This window comes from Enterobacter cloacae complex sp. IR5403 (assembly GCF_049238705.1).
Classification (GTDB): domain Bacteria; phylum Pseudomonadota; class Gammaproteobacteria; order Enterobacterales; family Enterobacteriaceae; genus Enterobacter; species Enterobacter hormaechei_C.
This window is the reverse complement of the sequence record NZ_JBMKHP010000006.1, coordinates 190,709-209,508: the sequence shown is the minus strand read 5'-3', so window position 1 is coordinate 209,508 and position 18,800 is coordinate 190,709. Positions and strand designations below refer to the sequence as shown.

The 18,800-nt window shown below is 54.5% G+C and carries 14 protein-coding genes; 4 read left to right on the top strand and 10 right to left on the bottom strand.

What is annotated here, in order from left to right; all coding sequences use genetic code 11:
• Positions 1 to 38: 38 nt before the first annotated feature.
• The 6 genes from ACOTW6_RS11345 to zwf form a co-directional block, all read right to left on the bottom strand.
• Positions 39 to 746, bottom strand: a complete 708-nt coding sequence (locus ACOTW6_RS11345) for a T6SS immunity protein Tli3 family protein (protein ID WP_062933471.1) — start codon at positions 744 to 746, stop codon at positions 39 to 41.
• A gap of 9 nt (positions 747 to 755) precedes the next feature.
• The gene (locus ACOTW6_RS11340; RefSeq protein ID WP_213789255.1) at positions 756 to 2,870 is read right to left on the bottom strand and encodes a T6SS effector phospholipase Tle3 domain-containing protein; all 2,115 of its coding nucleotides are present in this window, start codon (positions 2,868 to 2,870) and stop codon (positions 756 to 758) included.
• Positions 2,867 to 5,380, bottom strand: coding sequence for a DUF2345 domain-containing protein (locus ACOTW6_RS11335; RefSeq protein ID WP_421766253.1), 2,514 nt, complete (start codon positions 5,378 to 5,380; stop codon positions 2,867 to 2,869). The genes ACOTW6_RS11340 and ACOTW6_RS11335 overlap by 4 nt, the downstream gene beginning before the upstream one ends.
• Before the next feature lie 337 nt (positions 5,381 to 5,717).
• The gene (gene kdgA / locus ACOTW6_RS11330; RefSeq protein ID WP_003859774.1) at positions 5,718 to 6,359 is read right to left on the bottom strand and encodes a bifunctional 4-hydroxy-2-oxoglutarate aldolase/2-dehydro-3-deoxy-phosphogluconate aldolase; all 642 of its coding nucleotides are present in this window, start codon (positions 6,357 to 6,359) and stop codon (positions 5,718 to 5,720) included.
• Positions 6,360 to 6,398: 39 nt separating this feature from the next.
• Positions 6,399 to 8,210, bottom strand: coding sequence for a phosphogluconate dehydratase (edd, locus tag ACOTW6_RS11325; protein ID WP_063133351.1), 1,812 nt, complete (start codon positions 8,208 to 8,210; stop codon positions 6,399 to 6,401).
• Positions 8,211 to 8,443: 233 nt separating this feature from the next.
• Positions 8,444 to 9,919 (bottom strand): glucose-6-phosphate dehydrogenase, encoded by a 1,476-nt coding sequence (gene zwf, locus ACOTW6_RS11320; RefSeq protein WP_045328651.1) that lies wholly within the window; start codon positions 9,917 to 9,919, stop codon positions 8,444 to 8,446.
• A gap of 356 nt (positions 9,920 to 10,275) precedes the next feature.
• Here zwf and ACOTW6_RS11315 point away from each other — a divergent pair, with 356 nt between their 5' ends.
• Both ACOTW6_RS11315 and pyk read left to right on the top strand, forming a co-directional pair.
• Positions 10,276 to 11,145: a MurR/RpiR family transcriptional regulator gene (locus tag ACOTW6_RS11315; RefSeq protein ID WP_003859769.1), complete on the top strand. Its 870-nt coding sequence runs from the start codon at positions 10,276 to 10,278 to the stop codon at positions 11,143 to 11,145.
• 114 nt (positions 11,146 to 11,259) lie between these two features.
• Complete coding sequence (gene pyk / locus ACOTW6_RS11310; protein ID WP_003859767.1) at positions 11,260 to 12,702, top strand: pyruvate kinase; 1,443 nt, start codon at positions 11,260 to 11,262, stop codon at positions 12,700 to 12,702.
• A gap of 43 nt (positions 12,703 to 12,745) precedes the next feature.
• Here the strand turns inward: pyk and lpxM are convergent, their stop codons facing one another.
• The 3 genes from lpxM to znuA all read right to left on the bottom strand — a co-directional run bounded on the left by lpxM (position 12,746) and on the right by znuA (position 16,114).
• Positions 12,746 to 13,717 (bottom strand): lauroyl-Kdo(2)-lipid IV(A) myristoyltransferase, encoded by a 972-nt coding sequence (lpxM, locus tag ACOTW6_RS11305; protein WP_121478812.1) that lies wholly within the window; start codon positions 13,715 to 13,717, stop codon positions 12,746 to 12,748.
• 117 nt (positions 13,718 to 13,834) lie between these two features.
• Positions 13,835 to 15,154, bottom strand: coding sequence for a murein DD-endopeptidase MepM (mepM, locus tag ACOTW6_RS11300; protein ID WP_121478811.1), 1,320 nt, complete (start codon positions 15,152 to 15,154; stop codon positions 13,835 to 13,837).
• 15 nt (positions 15,155 to 15,169) lie between these two features.
• Positions 15,170 to 16,114, bottom strand: a complete 945-nt coding sequence (gene znuA, locus ACOTW6_RS11295) for a zinc ABC transporter substrate-binding protein ZnuA (RefSeq protein ID WP_003859760.1) — start codon at positions 16,112 to 16,114, stop codon at positions 15,170 to 15,172.
• Positions 16,115 to 16,191: 77 nt separating this feature from the next.
• Here znuA and znuC point away from each other — a divergent pair, with 77 nt between their 5' ends.
• Together znuC and znuB are read left to right on the top strand one after the other, a co-directional pair.
• Positions 16,192 to 16,947 (top strand): zinc ABC transporter ATP-binding protein ZnuC, encoded by a 756-nt coding sequence (gene znuC, locus ACOTW6_RS11290; protein ID WP_121478810.1) that lies wholly within the window; start codon positions 16,192 to 16,194, stop codon positions 16,945 to 16,947.
• Positions 16,944 to 17,729 carry a zinc ABC transporter permease subunit ZnuB gene (gene znuB, locus ACOTW6_RS11285; RefSeq protein WP_006811034.1) on the top strand — a complete coding sequence of 262 codons (786 nt, stop codon included), beginning with the start codon at positions 16,944 to 16,946 and terminating at the stop codon, positions 17,727 to 17,729. The genes znuC and znuB overlap by 4 nt, the downstream gene beginning before the upstream one ends.
• Before the next feature lie 59 nt (positions 17,730 to 17,788).
• On the opposite strand, the gene ruvB is transcribed toward znuB, so the two are convergent.
• On the bottom strand, positions 17,789 to 18,799 hold the full coding sequence (gene ruvB, locus ACOTW6_RS11280; protein ID WP_003859753.1) for a Holliday junction branch migration DNA helicase RuvB: 1,011 nt from the start codon (positions 18,797 to 18,799) through the stop codon (positions 17,789 to 17,791).
• Between the last annotated feature and the right edge of the window lies 1 nt (position 18,800).

Below are 18,800 nucleotides of genomic sequence, written 5' to 3'. Positions count from 1 at the left end.
TCGTTTAACCTAATGACGCCTTTCATCACTTTATCTCCCTATTTTCCCGCATCCATGTTGCATTGCATGTGCTCCCAGCCGGTATAGCCTTTCACTTCGGGTACGCTGTCGGGTAGATCTTGCCAGTTAGCCTTAAATTGCTGCGTGCTGTGCTTTAGCCCCTGCTTAGTCATATAGACCATTCCCCAGGCCCAGCCAGGGAAACGGGGGTCCAGCGTATCGCTTACTTTATTTCCCATTCCGTCATCCACGGTATAGGCAATCCCCGGCCCGCCGGGCAGAATCCGCGGGTCTTCAAATGGTTTTGATGACATATACAGCCGGTGTTTGGTTAGTAAAAAGCCCTGATCGTTGACGACGGTGAAAGACACAGCATCTTCTGCGGGTGCTCTGTTATCTCCATTTGGTTCATTTCCCGCTGGGGAAAAACCGACGGCTTTCCATGTTTCGCCATAGTCTTTCGATACATGAAATCCATCCACCTCCCAGTTAGGAATAGAAATATATCGTTCTGATGGATGAATAAACTTACGGGTAAATACTCGATAAAATTGAAAATAAGGCTGTGAATGAATCCCCCTTTTCGTATCTGTATACCAGAGCTGGCCTTCACAGCCCCAGCCTTTTAACTCAAGGTAGCGATGATCATCGAACCGGTAAACTATCTGCGTCGGTGGCTCTTTTGCCTGGCATCCAGTTGTTAGCAAGATAGCTATAGCCGCAAGATCTTTGCATAATCCCTTCATGTTTTGTCCTTACGCCAGTTGACTGTCACTCATTGGTTTTGGCATATCCCATTGGAGGTTTTTCAATTCTTGATTTCCTGCAACCTGATCGTGAGAAGGCTTGAATGAGGTATGTTTGTTAAACTGATTTTTCACACCGTAAGTGCTCTTTGGAAGCACTTCGTCAGGTCTGTTCATGAAGTCTTTCGTCTCAGCAATTGGCAACCTTCCCGAACGATAATATTCTCTGGCATCGGCATTGCCGTTCTGCGGATCGCGCCAGTCCGCACGATGTAACAACCCCTCCCAAAATTTCCCCGCCTGATAATCGAATGATTTGCACTGCCCAATAGCCAAATCAAACGCCATAGCGTGCGATGGCGCAAATTCGCTCATCACAATAGAGGAGTGCTGGCTGTAGCCCACCGGGTCGATTTTCTGCCATTCCGCTTGCAGTTCTTCCGGTGTTTTCTTCCAGGTAAGGGTGACTAGCTGAAAATCACGCGAACCTGAAACCTCACCATAAATAACTTCATGCTTGCGTTCAAAACTCTCTTCTTTAAGCTCTGAAGCAGATAAAACGTGACCAGGCTGCCAGCCAATATTTTGATAGCGGTTCACAGCAAAGGTTGTCGTTACTGTGCGCTTAATGGCGCTGGCTTTGGCGGAATAGGAAATGTAGGCGTCCGGGCTGTCCGGATCGACATAATAGGTATACGGTTTATCACTGGTTTTAGGATCGTTATCCGGGTGATTATCCTCCCCCTGAAGTTTGAAAATAAAAGGTTCCGGTAACTCCTCACCGTTTATCACCACATCGCGAGCGCTGTAACTGGCGCTCGTGAGAAAGGCATATTTTGCATCCCCCTCATTTCGCGGTGGTAACTCAAAGGGTTTAGCGCCAGGAATGTTTCCTACTGCACCATGCTGGTAAAACACGCGCTGAAACAGATTAGGTATATCACTGGCTATATTCTGAGGAATGCCCCGCCAGCCAACCCCCTGAACATTCTCCAGCGACACGACGCCATCATTCGGGCAAAAGTAGTTATACACTTTACCGTCGTTGCTTCGGCAATATCTGTCATCCGTTCGCAGCGGATTATCGGAAGGTTTACGCAGGGTACAGGAGGCCTCCAGAGCCAGTAATTCGCTCTCTGCCATTTTCCCGCCACCTTTCCATTGCGTATGCATCAGGCGACAGAAATTTTTAAATGTCTGCTGTCTGGCGTCGTCGGTCTGCTGATAACCCGGCTGAATATTTTCAGCCACGCGCGACTCAAGAGAATACGGTGAGTGATTAAGAATCACACAGTTTACCGGAGCATACCCGGCCTGTTTCACCAGCATATTTGCCAGCATAGTAATAATCGTGCCCTGACTATGGGCCACAACGTTAATCACATCTTTCGCCGTAATCGGCTCACTTCGAATCTGAATAATCAAATCCGCCAGCCGTTGAGCGGCAAAAAACTGGTAAATGCGGTGTGGGTTTTCATAAATAGGATGGGTATAATCGCCATCATTGAAGTGCAGCGAGGCAAATCCCGCAGCGGCAACGCCGAAGCCACCGGCGCCGGGCCCCAGCATATCCGGGATCGTCGTCGTCGCGTTGGCAAAGGTCCCGCCCCCCTTGGCAAAATTCGTATCGAGTGCGTTTTTAAAGTTATCGTTCTGGTACTGAAACGGCCCTTTTCCGTCATTACCCAGCGACTTTTTATTCGTCTCGTTATCTTCCTGGTACGCATCATAGGGAAGATGCGCTTTGTGACTCAGCTTTCCGTCCTCCTCCCGGTAGCGCTTCTGGTCCGCCCGGTAATCAGCATGCGTAACCGGTTTATATCCCCAGTAAAACGGGATGATGGGGGAACGCCCTGGAGTGATAATTCTGTAGTCTTTCCATTCGTGGGCGTAAAAATCCTGCCGGTTAAGTCGCTTACCCAGCCCGGCAAGTATACCTTTCTCCTGGTTCTGGTAGGCTTCACCCACGTCGTTCACGCCATGGACGAGGATCACAATGCCGGGCATCGGGCGCGGTATTCCGACGTTGCGCGTCTGGGCGACTTCGCCCAGGGTTTTGTGTACCGGAATATCGCCTTCTGATACCACCCGTGGAGCGTAGGGTTTTGTCTTCGCCTCCGTCATTCCATTATCTCCATTTTATAGCTGTCGAGGTCGTCAGCATCGAGCAGGGGTGAACGACCGCAGCTGTCCGTCAAGCCTTCCACCACCTGTCCGGATGCACTGGTCAGCCTGAATTTTTTGTTTGCCAGAATTTGCTCCGGATCATCGCCAGCGTGCAGTTTGTAGCGAAGTTTAAAGGCGCCTTTCTCAAAGGATGGCGTCGGTACCGACACACTTTCCGGACCGTCGTATTTCAGGCTCGGCGCTTTGAGCTCAATGCCCGTCGGCGAGAAAATGGTGACCAGTCCGGTCGGGCTGATACGGATCCCGCCGCCCCCGCAGACAAACTGCATTCCCTTTCTGGCACTGCCGTTCATTTTCCCGGCGGTGCTTGTCAGCGTGAAATCCTGCTGCGACAGCATGTGCATTTCGCCCCGCTGCGCCTGCGTCGTAATATCCCCCGCACCGGCAATCATCTGGATGCCGAGTTTCCGGGCAAACAGCGACAGTTTTTCCCCTACGGCCAGCGAGAATTTTTTCACCACATTCACGCTGGCATTCCCGCCCGCTGTGGCAATCAGGTCTTTCCCGGCGGACAGTTGCAGGCTGTCCGGCGTAACGTGCGCAATTCCATTTTTTCCATATGCCAAAATACCGGGCTCCGCGAGATGACTCAGCGTCTGGCTGAGCGCATTTTGCCGATCGGTTTCCACATTACTTGCGCCTGCCGTAAGCGCACTTTGCTGTAGGGTCATCGCCAGCGACAACGCCTTTTCAAGTTGTGCAATAGCCGCTGTCATATCCAGTTGCTTCCCCCCCGCGCGGGGCTGGGCTTCCGTGGTGATCATCACGCCTTTCGCAGCACGCAGCGCCATCCAGTCGTCGGTGCGAGCCTCCACACCTTCCCCGCGTTTTTTGCCTTCAGCATCAACCAGGTGACCCACACTCACTTGCCCTTTGCCGTACTCGGTAGAGATTTTGATGTGCTCCTGCCCGCGACGGTCTTCAAGACGGATCTTGTTCAACGCGGCCGTGCGGATCACGTTTCGTGTATCGTTACGGTTTGTGACTAAATCCGGGTGGCTGCCGTCGTGCATGACATGGGCGATAAAAGGTCTGTCCGGGTCACCGCCTTCAAAACCAACGGCAACTTCAGTCCCCTCCAGTAGCGGAAAGTGAATACCAAAGGTGTCACCGGCGTACGGCCTGCCGAGGCGTACCAGGGCGCTTTCGAATCCGACCCGTTTTTCATCAAGGTCAAAATCGAACTTAACCCGGTAGCGCCCAACCGCATCAAGTCCGGCATAGGTTTTATCTCCCCCGATAGCCTTCACTCTGGCGGGCACCGTTCCGGCTATCACCGGCCGGGATAAGTATTCAGGACGGAAGCTATAGCCCTGGATATATGGGATCCCAGAAAGTACGGCGCGATAGTGTTCAGCACGGCTGCCGCGGATAGTCATCGCAGTTATCACAAACCCGGACTTAAACCCGTCAGGTACAGGCCCTGAGGGATAAAACATAATGCCTGGCTGAAGCTCGGGATCGCTGGTTGTCGCCCCCAGAACACTCTGTCCATTCAACAGGCGTTCATAACGCAGACGGGCGTAAAATGCGGCGGTTTCCGCCTCTTCACCGTAAAAATCACCCGCAGCCAGATAGTGATCGGCATAGTGATAGTGTTGGCCTGTCGTTACACCTTCGGGAATATCGCACGTTTTAACGGTCTTATCCGTCTGCGGCGATTGCGGGTCACGGTAGTTATAGGTGCGAACCAACACATTTCTTGGGATCAGACCGTGCTGCTCCTCCAGATCGGTAATGTATTCGTTATAACTGGTCATGCCTGAATGTCGGACATAAGGCATCTGTTTGTCGCTGAAATTGTAACGACGCGCAGAATCCCCAAAAATAACGACGGTTTCTGTTTTTACTTTGTTGTGATTCTCAAAACGGAACCAGATCCCTATCTCTGCCAGCAGCCGACGGATGAACCGCAAATCGGTTTCTTTCCACTGAACGATCATTTCCCGTCGTGGATAACTGTGGCTCAGTTGGTCAAAATCAATGTTGTAGCCGTCAAAGTGACCACTGTCCTTCATCAGCTTTGTAACGAGCTCCGGGACTGTCATGTTCATGTAAACCGCAGAACGGTAGTTTTGATCCAGCAGCGCCAGCTCATGCTCCAGCACGCATTCATAAAGGGCTTCATCACCAGAAGACGTCAGCCGGGAAAATTGGGTGATCGTGCCATTAATCTGGCGAACCGGCAGCCAGGAGGTTTGCCCATGCCATGAGGCTTCCTGGTTGGGTGCACGCAGAATAAACTCAGCCCGCTGATTAAGAACGGCATTAATGGCAATGTTTTGATCCAGACTGGTAAAGCGAATGGTATAGCGATAAGGCTCGCTTAATATCTCTTTTCCTGTAAAAGAATGAACATCAGAAATAACATTTTTGCTACGCGGGAAATACAATAAATATCTGTTTAACGTGTCCCGCCGTTGAGCTACCTCAGATTCCCCTGACATTATTAGCTATCCTTTTAACAAACATTCCTTTTATTAAAAACAATACACCTATCGCCCCCTATTAAAATACCCAACTTCAAGTTGAATTAACTCAGGGGAAGTAAAATTATTCACAGAATAAATAAAAAAGGACCAAGCAATCTTATCACAGATAAATTAAGAATGATTTATTCATTAAATATATAAGTGAGGGATTATTTAATAATGAAGAATGATACGCCTGGCGGTTAGGGATATTAAAAATGTTTGTGGGGAGAAGAAGAAGAACTCATACATGCTGGTCACATAAAGTAACCAGCATCAGGCCATACGACCCGTTTTTCTCACTGAGAATCGCTTATTGTTTCGCGCCTTCTACCGCTTCGCGAGCCAGTTTAGTGATGCGATCCCAGTCGCCTGCTTCCAGCGCATCCGCCGGAACCAGCCAGGAGCCGCCGATGCACAGCACGCTTTTCAGCGCCAGATAGTCACGGTAGTTGGCCGGAGAGATGCCGCCCGTTGGGCAGAAACGCACCTGGGAGAATGGGCCCGCAATGGCCTGCAACGCTTTGGTGCCGCCGTTCGCTTCAGCCGGGAAGAATTTGAACTCTTTCAGGCCGTAGTCCATGCCCAGCATCAGTTCAGAAACGGTGCTGATACCCGGGATCAGCGGAATAGAACCTTCGGTCGCGGCTTTCAGCAGCGGCTCAGTCAGCCCCGGGCTGATGGCAAACTGTGCGCCCGCTTCGGTCACTTCCGCCAGCTGCTGCGCATTCAGAACCGTACCTGCACCGATGATCGCTTCCGGCACTTCTTTGGCGATAGCGCGGATCGCATCCATCGCACAGGCCGTACGCAGGGTCACTTCCAGAACACGAACGCCACCCGCAACCAGCGCCTTCGCCATTGGGACAGCGTGCTCCAGTTTGTTTACCACAATAACCGGCACGACAGGGCCAGTGGTCAGGATTGCTTCTGCACTTGTTTTCCAGTTTTTCATCAGAGTTTTCTCTCGCCAGATCGTTAAAATCAAGTCGTCTTAAAACGTAATACAGGTTGCGCCCTGCTCCGCACCGGAGAGTTTCTCACGCAACGCACCAAACATTTCGCGTCCGGTACCCACGCGTGACGCGCTCAGGTCAGGAATATGTGGCTGACGCGCCGCCAGCTCTGCTTCATCCACCAGCAGGGTTAACTCGCCTGTCTGACCGTTAACGCGGATCATGTCACCATCACGCACTTTCGCCAGCAGGCCGCCGTCGTAGGCTTCCGGGGTGACATGAATCGCTGAAGGCACTTTACCGGATGCCCCCGAGAGGCGTCCATCGGTTACCAGCGCAATTTTGAAACGGCGGTCCAATAATACACCAAGCGGCGGCATAAGTTTATGTAATTCTGGCATCCCGTTCGCTTTTGGTCCCTGATGACGCACCACGACCACGCAGTCTTTATCAAGCAGACCCGCGTCAAAGGCAGGTAAAACGTCGTGCTGGCTTTCAAACACCACCGCCGGGGCTTCAATCACCTGATTCTCTTCCGGCACGGCAGAAGTTTTCATCACGGCACGTCCAAGGTTACCGCTCAGCACTTTGGTGCCGCCGTGAGGTGAGAACGGCTGTTCGAAGGTTGCGATAACCTGAGGATCGAGCGAAGCGCTCGCCCCTTCGCGCCAGTCCAGCTCACCGTTGTTCAGCCAGGGTTCAAGGGTATAGCGATGCAGACCAAAGCCCGCCACCGTGTTGACATCCTCATGCAGCAGGCCGCCTTTCAACAGCTCGCGCATCAGCACCGGCACGCCGCCCGCGGCCTGGAAGTGGTTGATGTCCGCCGGACCGTTCGGGTACAGACGCGCCATCAGCGGTACCACGGAGGAGATATCGGAGAAGTCATCCCAGTTGATCAGAATGCCCGCCGCGCGCGCCATCGCAACAAGGTGCATGGTATGGTTGGTTGAACCGCCGGTCGCCAGCAGGGCGACAATCCCGTTAACGATGACTTTTTCATCCACCATTTTGCCCATTGGCATCCACTCATTGCCGTTACCGGTCAGGCGCGTCACCTGACGGGCTGCGGCTTCGGTCAGCGCTTTGCGCAGTGGCGCATCCGGCTGGATGAACGACGAGCCCGGCAGCTGCATCCCCATAAACTCTACCACCATCTGGTTGGTGTTGGCCGTACCGTAGAACGTACAGGTGCCCGGCGCGTGATAAGACGCGGCTTCTGCTTCCAGTAGCGCCTGACGGTCCGCTTTTCCTTCGGCATACAGCTGGCGGATACGGACTTTTTCCTTGTTTGGCAGACCGCTAGCCATCGGGCCTGACGGCACAAAAATCGCTGGCAGATGGCCAAACGACAGCGCGGCCATCACCAGCCCCGGGACGATTTTGTCGCACACGCCCAGATAGAGCGCGCCATCAAACATATTGTGAGACAGGCCCACTGCCGCTGACATGGCGATCACCTCGCGGCTCAGCAGGGACAGCTCCATACCATCCTGGCCCTGGGTTACGCCATCACACATGGCCGGCACGCCGCCTGCAACCTGGCCCACCGCGTTCACGCTGTGCAGCGCATTGCGGATGATAGACGGGTAGACCTCATACGGCTGGTGGGCTGAAAGCATGTCGTTATAGGAGGTAATGATGGCGATATTGTTACGCAACATGCTTTTCAGCGCGTCTTTATCACCAGGCTGGCAGGCCGCAAAGCCGTGGGCCAGATTCCCGCAGGCCAGCTGAGAGCGATGGACAGTTTCACTCTTCGCCTGTTCGATGCGGGCAAGGTAGGCAGCACGGGTCTCTTTCGAGCGTTCAACGATGCGTTGTGTTACGCGTAACAATGTCGGATTCATAAAAGCTCCTCTAATTTATCTGTCCAGGCTCGGGAGTTTACACAGTTTCTGACGGTTGTTAACAACGCTGAAACGCCTGTTATCCGGAGCGCAGGGGCAAAATGTCTGAAGGGAGTGTAATAAAAAAAGCTCCGCGGGTGAATCCACGCGGAGCTTAAAAGATAAAAATTATGCCACTTGCTGTGTTAGATCATGTTACCGGTAAAATAACACCTTTGGGCTAGAGAGGGGGGTTATTCGAACTCGTTCCAGGAGCGTCCATCACGGGTGATCATCGCAACGGAGGCGACAGGTCCCCATGTTCCCGCCTGATACGGTTTTGGCGCGTCCTGATCGGCTGCCCACGCTTCGGTGATGGAGTCGACCCACTTCCACGCCTCTTCCACTTCATCGCGGCGGACGAACAGCGCCTGGATACCACGCATGGTTTCCAGCAGCAGACGCTCGTAAGCATCGGCGAGATGCGTCTGGTTGAAGGTTTCAGAGTAGCTCAGGTCGAGCTTGGTGGTTTGCAGGTTGTGTTTGTGATCAAGACCCGGCACTTTGTTCAGGATCTGAATATCCACACCCTCGTCCGGTTGCAGACGGATGGTCAGTTTGTTCTGCGGCAGTTCCTGCCAGGATTCTTTGAACAGGTTCAGTTCCGGATTTTTGAAGTAGACCACCACTTCGGAGCATTTTGCCGGCAGACGTTTCCCGGTACGCAGGTAGAACGGCACACCGGCCCAGCGCCAGTCGTCGATATCCACGCGGATCGCCACAAACGTCTCGGTGTTGCTGGACTTGTTCGCGCCCTCTTCTTCCAGATAGCCAGGGACTTTTTTCCCCTGGGCAAAACCTGCGGTGTACTGGCCGCGCACGGTTTTCTCACGCACGTTGGAGCGGTCAATACGGCGCAGTGATTTCAGCACTTTCACTTTGGCATCACGAATGCTGTCGGCCGTCAGATCTGACGGTGGAGACATGGCAATCATGCACAGAATTTGCAGCAGGTGGTTCTGGATCATGTCACGCATCTGGCCAGCCTGGTCGAAGTAGCCCCAACGGCCTTCGATGCCCACCTCTTCCGCCACGGTAATTTCCACGTGGTCGATAGTGCGGTTGTCCCAGTTGTTCACGAACAGGGAGTTGGCAAAACGCAGCGCCAGCAGGTTCAGTACCGTCTCTTTGCCCAGATAGTGGTCAATACGGTAAACCTGACACTCCTCAAAGAACTCGCCCACCTGGTCGTTGATTTCACGCGAGGTCGCCAGCGACGTACCCAGCGGTTTCTCCATCACCACGCGCGCCGGTTTGGCGTTCAGCTTCGCTTCGCCCAGACCTTTGCAGATGGCGCCAAAGGTGCTTGGCGGCATGGCGAAATAGTTAATAGTGACACGATTTTCCTGGTCAAGCATTTCACCCAGACGGGTAAAGGCGGCTACATCGTTGACGTCCAGGTTGCAGAAATCGAGACGCCCGCTCAGCTTATCCCAAAGGCTTTCATCGATTTTCTCTTTCATGAACGTTTCGAGCGCCTCGCGCACGACTTTGGTATAAGCCTCCTTATCCCAGTCGGCGCGCCCTACCCCAAGGATTCGGGTGTCGGGATGGATCTGGCCCGCTTTTTCGAGCTGATACAGGGAAGGCAGCAATTTTCGGCGTGCAAGATCGCCTTTCGCGCCGAAAATGACCAGGTCACATGCCTGGGCTGTTTGCGTTACCGCCATGTCATTCTCCTCAGTTAGATCGCCTGGTACTCTGCCAGGTATCGTTGTAATTTTATTACAATGCACTGTACTGCTTTTACGCGTTTCCTGAAACCATTAGCGCTTAACGTCGCGTGCGATACGGTGATTTTTCGTCGCCCGGGCCATTACGCCCGTCTGATGACGCAACAAACGTCGATTCTTTGCGCAACAGGGTCAGAGCAAAACCCGACGTTGATCAAGTAATGAAAAAAAACAACAACATTTCTTGTCGACGATTACCCTTTCGGGAATCCCGGGGGTAATATCGGCTAAATCGAATCAAGGTTTCATCTCTTTATGAAATCGTTTATGCCCTCATGAGCGTCTTGTTAACAATGAACATGCTGGAAAAAATCCAGTTTCAACTGGAACACCTTAGCAAATCCGAGCGCAAAGTGGCTGAAGTTATTCTCGCCGCGCCCGCTCAGGCGATTCATTCAAGCATCGCCGCTCTGGCACAGGAATCGGGCGTCAGCGAACCGACGGTCAATCGATTCTGTCGTAGTCTGGACACGCGCGGCTTTCCTGATTTTAAACTGCATCTGGCTCAAAGTCTGGCAAACGGTACCCCGTATGTTAATCGCAATGTCGATGAAGACGACAGCGTTGATGCTTACACCGCAAAAATATTTGAATCGGCAATGGCCACGCTCGACCACGTTCGCCAGTCTCTGGACATGAGTTCAGTGAATCGCGCGGTCGATCTTCTCACGCAGGCCAAACGGATTGCCTTCTTTGGCCTTGGCTCGTCCGCTGCCGTGGCGCATGACGCCATGAATAAGTTCTTTCGCTTTAACGTGCCAGTGATTTACTCCGATGACATTGTGCTGCAACGCATGAGCTGTATGAATTGTAGTGAAGATGATGTCGTGGTACTCATCTCCCATACGGGCCGCACCAAGAGCCAGGTGGAGCTGGCGCAGCTCGCGCGTGACAACGATGCGATGGTCATCGCCCTGACGACGGCAGGTACGCCGCTGGCCCGGGAAGCGACGCTCGCCATTACCCTGGACGTACCGGAGGACACCGACATGTACATGCCGATGGTCTCCCGCCTGGCGCAGTTGACGGTCATCGACGTGCTGGCGACCGGTTTTACCTTACGCCGGGGCGCAAAATTCCGGGATAACTTGAAGCGGGTCAAGGAAGCCCTGAAAGAATCGCGTTTTGATAAAGAATTGCTTATAAAGAGCGATGTTCCCTAATAACTACGATGTACGATTTACGGCATTCGGTCCCCTCGCTACTGCCTTGCGATAGATGAAGGCCGATTCTATGTTCACGCAACACCAAAGTTGTTTCAGTCAACGGAGTATTACATGTCCAGAAGGCTTCGCAGAACCAAGATCGTCACCACCTTAGGCCCGGCCACCGACCGCGATAATAACCTCGAAAAGATTATCGCTGCGGGTGCCAACGTGGTGCGCATGAACTTCTCTCACGGTACGCCAGAAGACCATAAATTACGTGCCGACAAAGTGCGTGAAATCGCAGCTAAACTGGGCCGCCATGTTGCTATCCTCGGTGACCTGCAAGGTCCAAAAATCCGCGTATCGACCTTTAAAGAAGGCAAAGTCTTCCTCAACATCGGCGATAAATTCCTGCTGGATGCCAACCTGAGCAAAGGCGAAGGCGATAAGGAAAAAGTGGGTATCGACTACAAAGGTCTGCCTGCTGACGTTGTGCCTGGCGACATCCTGCTGCTGGACGACGGACGCGTACAGCTGAAAGTGCTGGAAGTTCAGGGTATGAAGGTATTCACCGAAGTGACCGTCGGCGGCCCGCTCTCCAATAACAAAGGCATCAACAAACTCGGCGGTGGCCTGTCTGCCGAAGCGCTGACCGATAAAGACAAAGCGGATATCGTGACCGCAGCGCAGATCGGCGTGGATTATCTGGCCGTCTCCTTCCCGCGCTGCGGCGAAGATCTGAACTATGCTCGCCGCCTGGCGCGCGATGCAGGCTGCGATGCGAAAATCGTTGCGAAAGTGGAACGCGCTGAAGCGGTCTGCGATCAGGACGCGATGGACGACGTGATCCTGGCCTCTGACGTGGTGATGGTTGCCCGTGGTGACCTGGGCGTGGAAATTGGCGACCCTGAACTGGTCGGTATCCAGAAAGCGCTGATCCGTCGCGCGCGTCAGCTGAACCGGGCGGTGATCACCGCCACCCAGATGATGGAATCCATGATCACCAATCCAATGCCGACCCGTGCGGAAGTCATGGACGTGGCGAACGCCGTGCTGGATGGTACCGATGCGGTGATGCTGTCAGCAGAAACCGCTGCGGGCCAGTATCCGGCGGAAACCGTAGCCGCCATGGCGCGCGTCTGCCTGGGTGCGGAGAAGATCCCAAGCATCAACGTCTCCAAGCACCGCCTGGATATCCAGTTCGACAATGTGGAAGAAGCGATTGCGATGTCCGCGATGTACGCAGCCAACCACCTGAAAGGGGTCACGGCGATCATCACCATGACCGAATCTGGCCGTACCGCGCTGATGACGTCCCGTATCAGCTCCGGTCTGCCGATCTTCGCCATGTCCCGTCACGAGCGTACGCTGAACCTGACGGCGCTGTATCGCGGCGTGACGCCAGTATACTTCGACAGCACCAACGACGGCGTGGCCGCCGCGCACGATGCCGTGAACCTGCTGCGCGACAAAGGTTATCTGGTATCCGGTGATATCGTTATCGTGACGCAGGGTGACGTGATGAGCACCATCGGCTCAACCAATACCACCCGCGTACTGACCGTAGAGTAAGCTCCGATCCCCTCTCCCCTAAGGGGAGAGGGGTGAAGGTTTCCTATTTCTTCGGGAAAAGTTCTTTACGCTTGTACGGCTCTGTTTCGCCAGGTTTACGCGTTTTGAGCAGCTTCAGGATCCACGTATATTGCTCCTTATGCGGCCCCACCAGCACTTCCACCTCTTCATTCATGCGGCGTGCGATGGTGTGATCGTCTGCGGTCAGCAGATCGTCCATTGGCGGACGTACCTCAATGCTCAGGCGATGCGTTTTACCGTCATAAGTCGGGAACAGTGGGATCACGCGGGCGCGGCAGACTTTCATCAGACGTCCAATCGCAGGTAGCGTGGCTTTATAGGTTGCGAAGAAATCGACAAACTCGCTGTGCTCAGGGCCGTGGTCCTGATCGGGCAGATAGTAGCCCCAGTAACCCTGACGTACCGACTGAATGAAAGGCTTGATGCCATCGTTTCGGGCATGCAAACGTCCGCCAAAGCGACGGCGCACGGTATTCCAGACGAAATCGTAGATTTTGTTTCCCTGATTATGGAACATCGCCGCCATTTTCTGGCCCTGCGACGCCATTAACATCGCCGGAATGTCGACCCCCCAGCCGTGCGGCACCAGGAAAATCACCTTTTCATCATTGCGACGCATCTCGTCGATGATCTCCTGCCCTTTCCAGTCAACGCGTTCGACGATCTTTTCCGGCCCTTTCAGCGCCAGTTCCGCCATCATCGCCATGGCCTGTGGCGCGGTCGTATACATGTCATCAATGATTGCTTCGCGTTCGGCGTCGCTTTTATCCGGGAAACAGTACAACAGGTTTATTTGCGCGCGGCGGCGCGCACTTTTACCCAAGCGCCCTGCCAGGCGCCCCACTTTACCGAGCACCGGATCGCGGAGTGAAGCAGGTAGCAACGCCATGCCAGCAAACGCGTATACGCCAATCCAGGCGCCCCAGTTACGCGGGTGGCGAAAAGATTTTTCAAACTCGGGAATGTACTCAATATTGTTTTTTTTGGTTTCCATGCGGGTTCCAGGGTCTGGTGACGCAAAAATATATGCGGATAGTGTAGCGAGGCTGCCGCCCGCGCACAAAAGAAAAAGCCGGCGCATACTGACGCCGGCTTTTTAAATCAGGAGAGCTTAGTCGAAGCGCAGCTGCGGCATCACCTCTTTCACCTGCGCCAGGTAATCTTTGCGATCTTTCCCGGTCAGCCCTTCGGTGCGCGGCAGTTTCGCCGTCAGCGGGTTAACCGCCTGCTGGTTGATCCACACTTCATAGTGAAGGTGCGGGCCCGTCGACCGGCCGGTGTTACCGGACAGCGCGATGCGATCGCCACGTTTCACCTTCTGGCCCGGTTTGACCAGCAGTTTACGCAGGTGCATGTAGCGGGTGGTGTACGTACGACCGTGACGAATAGCAACGTAATAGCCAGCAGCACCGCTGCGTTTCGCCATGACCACTTCACCATCCCCTACCGCCAGCACTGGCGTGCCCTGCGGCATGGCGAAGTCAACGCCACGGTGCGGCGCTACGCGGCCAGTTACCGGGTTCAGACGACGCGGGTTAAAGTTGGAGGAGACGCGGAACTGTTTCGCCGTTGGGAAACGCAGGAAGCCTTTTGCCAGACCCGTACCGCTGCGGTCATAGAACTTACCGTCTTCCGCGCGAATGGCGTAGTAGTCTTTGCCGTCTGAACGCAGACGAACGCCCACCAATTGGCTCTGCTCGCGCTTACCGTCCAGCATTTCGCGGGACATCAGGACAGAGAACTGATCGCCTTTTTTCAGTTTGCGGAAATCCATCTGCCACTGCATGGCTTTGATCACCGAGCTGATTTCAGCGCTGGTCAGGCCGGCATCGCGTGCGCTGGAAACAAAGCTGCCGCCGACGGTCCCTTTCATGACGCTGTTAACCCAGTCGCCCTGCTGCAATTCGCTGGTCATTTTGAAACCGTTTGCAGTGCGATCGTAGGTGCGGGTTTCGCGACGGGACATCTCCCAGGTCAGACGTTGCAGATCGCCGTCGGGCGTTAGGGTCCAGGAAAGCTGCTGACCAATTTTCAGGTTACGCAGCTCTTTATCGGATGCGGCGAGCTGGCTGATGTTGCCCATGTCGATACCGTACTGGTTCAGGACGCTGCTCAGCGTATCGCCAGTGGAAATAACGTATTCATGAATGCCGGCTTCATTCTGGATCTTGTCATCCAGCTCATCCTGGGGAATCGCTTCATCTTCCTGAGCGGCCTGATCGATAGGCTCGCTGGCCTCAGGCAGCAGAGAGCGGATCTCGCTCTTCTCCAGTTCGATGGTTTTGATGATGGGGGCAGAACTCGGGTGGTAAACATAGGGCCGCCAGACGGCGACCGCTAACGTGAGAACTGTAAGCGACCCCAGCATAACGCGGTGGGGTCGAGGCAGATTGTTAAATGCCAGGGCGACAGAGCGGGCTATCTGTTGCACGTATTCACTTCCTCGTTAATCTCCTTTCAGGCAGCTCGCATACTGATTCGCCAGTTGGCTGAGGAACTGCGAATAGCTCGCTTTGCTCAACTGGATGTTCGTACCTAGCGGGTCAAGGGTTCCCATGCGCACGGATGTTCCCCTGGCCACGGCTTCTACGACCGCTGGCCTGAACTGTGGCTCAGCAAAAACGCATGTCGCTTTTTGCTCAACCAACTGTGTTCTGATTTCATGTAAACGCTGCGCACCAGGCTGAATTTCAGGGTTGACGGTAAAATGCCCCAGCGGGGTCAGACCGTAATGTTTCTCGTAATACCCGTAGGCATCATGAAAAACGAAGTACCCTTTTCCTTTAAGCGGTGCGAGCTCGTTACCCACCTGCTTGTCGGTTGCGGCTAATTGAGCCTCAAAATCCTTCAGGTTGGCGTCGAGTTTGATTCGACTTTGCGGCATAAGTTCCACTAATTTGTCGTGGATTGCAACCGCTGTAAGCCGCGCTATCTCTGGGGAAAGCCAGAGATGCATGTTGTATTCGCCGTGATGGTGATGGTCGTCACCTTTTTCGCCGTGAGCATGGTCGTGGTCGTGTTCGTCACCCTCATCCTCAGCGCCTTTCATGAGTAACGGTTTCACGCCGGACAGCCCGGCAATCGTCACCTGTTTCTCAGCGGGAAGCTGTCTGGCTGACTTCTGCATGAACGCTTCCATCTCAGGACCAATCCAGACCACTAAGTCCGCGTTCTGTAAGCGTTTTACATCAGATGGACGCAGAGAATAATCATGCTCGGAAGCCCCGTCAGGCAGCAGAACCTGGGTCTCAGTGACCCCATCCGCGATGGCGGAGGCGATAAATCCAAGCGGTTTAAGCGAAGCGACAACGGCGGCGTTAACATCTTGTGCTGTTGTACCCCAAAGAGCAGCGGATAAAGCTGCGAAAAGAAGCGTATTTTTCTGTAACATAATGCGACTAATCATCGTAAAGAATGCGTGGAATGTGATATTATAACATTCGATGACTTCTGCAAGCTTAAATTGACATGACGACTTTAGTTTCTCTTGAAAATGTTTCGGTCTCATTCGGCCAGCGCCGCGTCCTTTCTGACGTGTCGCTGAATCTGAAGCCCGGCAAAATACTCACCCTGCTCGGCCCTAACGGTGCAGGCAAGTCGACGCTGGTACGCGTCGTATTAGGCCTGGTAGCCCCTGACGCAGGTGTTATCGTCCGCGAAGACAAATTGCGTATCGGCTATGTGCCGCAAAAATTACACCTCGATGCCACCCTGCCCCTGACGGTGAGCCGCTTCCTGCGCCTCCGCCCCGGTACGCGTAAAGCGGATATCCTCCCGGCGCTGAAACGCGTTCAGGCGGGACATCTTGTTGAGGAGCCCTTGCAAAAGCTGTCGGGCGGTGAAACCCAGCGCGTATTGCTTGCCCGCGCCCTGCTCAGCAGCCCTCAGCTGTTGGTCCTGGATGAGCCGACGCAGGGTGTTGACGTCAACGGCCAGGTTGCGCTGTACGATCTGATTGACCAGCTCCGTCGGGAGCTAAACTGCGCAGTGCTGATGGTGTCCCATGATCTGCATCTGGTGATGGCCAAAACCGACGAAGTGCTGTGCCTGAACCATCACATTTGTTGTTCCGGCACGCCGGAAGTGGTGTCAATGCATCCGGAATTTATCTCTATGTTTGGCCATCGCGGCGCCGAGCAACTGGGCATCTATCGTCATAATCACAATCACCGCCATGATTTACAGGGACGAATTGTCCTGCGTCGGGGAAATGGACACTCATGATTGAACTGTTACTGCCCGGCTGGCTGGCCGGGATTATGCTTGCCTGCGCCGCGGGTCCACTCGGCTCGTTTGTCGTCTGGCGCAGAATGTCCTATTTCGGCGATACGCTGGCCCATGCTTCATTGCTGGGTGTGGCGTTTGGTTTGTTACTGGACGTGAACCCGTTTTATGCGGTGATTGTCGTCACGCTGCTGCTGGCTGCCGGTCTGGTCTGGCTGGAAAAACGCCCTCACCTGGCAATTGATACCCTGCTCGGCATTATGGCGCACAGCGCCCTGTCGCTGGGCCTGGTGGTAGTGAGCCTGATGTCAAACATCCGCGTGGACCTGATGGCCTACCTGTTTGGCGATCTGCTGGCCGTCACGCCCGAAGATCTCATTTCCATTGCCATTGGCGTGGCGGTGGTGCTCGGGATCCTGCTGTGGCAGTGGCGGAATTTACTGGCAATGACCGTCAGCCCGGATCTGGCCTTTGTCGACGGCGTGAAGCTTCAGCGCGTGAAGCTGCTGTTGATGCTGGTGACGGCGTTAACCATCGGCGTGGCGATGAAATTTGTTGGCGCGCTGATCATCACGTCGCTGCTGATAATCCCTGCCGCCACGGCGCGCCGTTTTGCACGTACGCCGGAGCAAATGGCCGGTATCGCGGTGATTATCGGAATGATTGCGGTGACGGGCGGGTTAACCTTCTCGGCGTTTTATGACACGCCAGCAGGGCCGTCGGTGGTACTGTGCGCGGCGGTGTTGTTTATTTTCAGTATGATGAAGAAGACCGCAAATTAACATCGAGGGCGCTGATGCCCTCACCCTGGCCCTCTCCCACAGGGAGAGGGAACAATGCATTACGGCATTGCCGGTGGCGTAATGCCGAAATGGTTCCACGCCCGCACCGTCGCCATACGACCACGCGGGGTACGCTGCAAAAAGCCCTGCTGGATCAGATACGGCTCCAGCACGTCCTCGATAGTCTCACGCTCTTCGCCAATTGCCGCCGCCAGGTTATCCAGCCCTACCGGCCCGCCAAAGAACTTATCCAGCACCGCCAGCAGCAGCTTACGGTCCATATAGTCAAAACCTTCAGCATCGACGTTCAGCATATCCAGCGCCTGGGCGGCGATCTCGGCCGATATAGTGCCGTCGTGCTTCACCTCGGCAAAGTCACGCACCCGGCGCAGCAGGCGGTTGGCGATACGCGGCGTACCGCGGGAGCGCTTCGCTACTTCAAACGCCCCCTCTTCGCTCATATCCAGCCCCATGTAGCGCGCGCTGCGCCCTACAATATGCTGAAGGTCGGGCACCTGATAAAACTCCAGACGCTGCACGATACCAAACCGGTCGCGTAGCGGTGAGGTCAGCGAGCCGGCGCGGGTCGTGGCGCCAATCAGGGTAAACGGCGGCAGATCGATTTTGATCGAGCGCGCGGCCGGGCCTTCACCGATCATGATATCCAGCTGGTAATCCTCCATTGCCGGATAGAGCACTTCCTCCACCACCGGCGACAGGCGGTGGATCTCGTCGATAAACAGCACGTCATGCGGTTCGAGGTTGGTCAGCATCGCCGCCAGGTCCCCTGCTTTCTCCAGTACCGGGCCGGAGGTGGTACGCAGATTAACGCCCATTTCGTTGGCGACGATATTCGCCAGGGTGGTTTTACCTAACCCCGGCGGACCAAAAATCAGCAGGTGATCGAGCGCATCGCCGCGCAGCTTTGCCGCCTGGATGAAAATCTCCATCTGAGAACGAACCTGCGGCTGGCCGATGTACTCATCCAGCAGTTTGGGACGGATCGCGCGATCCACCACGTCATCTGGCTGAATAGTGCCTGCCGATACCAGGCGGTCTGCTTCAATCATC

Excerpts from the sequence above, each read along its gene's own strand:
- ACOTW6_RS11345 (WP_062933471.1), bottom strand. The coding sequence starts at position 746 with ATGAAGGGATTATGCAAAGATCTTGCGGCTATAGCTATCTTGCTAACA.
- ACOTW6_RS11340 (WP_213789255.1), bottom strand. The coding sequence starts at position 2,870 with ATGACGGAGGCGAAGACAAAACCCTACGCTCCACGGGTGGTATCAGAA.
- ACOTW6_RS11335 (WP_421766253.1), bottom strand. The coding sequence starts at position 5,380 with ATGTCAGGGGAATCTGAGGTAGCTCAACGGCGGGACACGTTAAACAGA.
- kdgA (WP_003859774.1), bottom strand. The coding sequence starts at position 6,359 with ATGAAAAACTGGAAAACAAGTGCAGAAGCAATCCTGACCACTGGCCCT.
- edd (WP_063133351.1), bottom strand. The coding sequence starts at position 8,210 with ATGAATCCGACATTGTTACGCGTAACACAACGCATCGTTGAACGCTCG.
- zwf (WP_045328651.1), bottom strand. The coding sequence starts at position 9,919 with ATGGCGGTAACGCAAACAGCCCAGGCATGTGACCTGGTCATTTTCGGC.
- ACOTW6_RS11315 (WP_003859769.1), top strand. The coding sequence starts at position 10,276 with ATGAACATGCTGGAAAAAATCCAGTTTCAACTGGAACACCTTAGCAAA.
- pyk (WP_003859767.1), top strand. The coding sequence starts at position 11,260 with ATGTCCAGAAGGCTTCGCAGAACCAAGATCGTCACCACCTTAGGCCCG.
- lpxM (WP_121478812.1), bottom strand. The coding sequence starts at position 13,717 with ATGGAAACCAAAAAAAACAATATTGAGTACATTCCCGAGTTTGAAAAA.
- znuA (WP_003859760.1), bottom strand. The coding sequence starts at position 16,114 with ATGTTACAGAAAAATACGCTTCTTTTCGCAGCTTTATCCGCTGCTCTT.
- znuC (WP_121478810.1), top strand. The coding sequence starts at position 16,192 with ATGACGACTTTAGTTTCTCTTGAAAATGTTTCGGTCTCATTCGGCCAG.
- znuB (WP_006811034.1), top strand. The coding sequence starts at position 16,944 with ATGATTGAACTGTTACTGCCCGGCTGGCTGGCCGGGATTATGCTTGCC.
- ruvB (WP_003859753.1), bottom strand. The coding sequence starts at position 18,799 with ATGATTGAAGCAGACCGCCTGGTATCGGCAGGCACTATTCAGCCAGAT.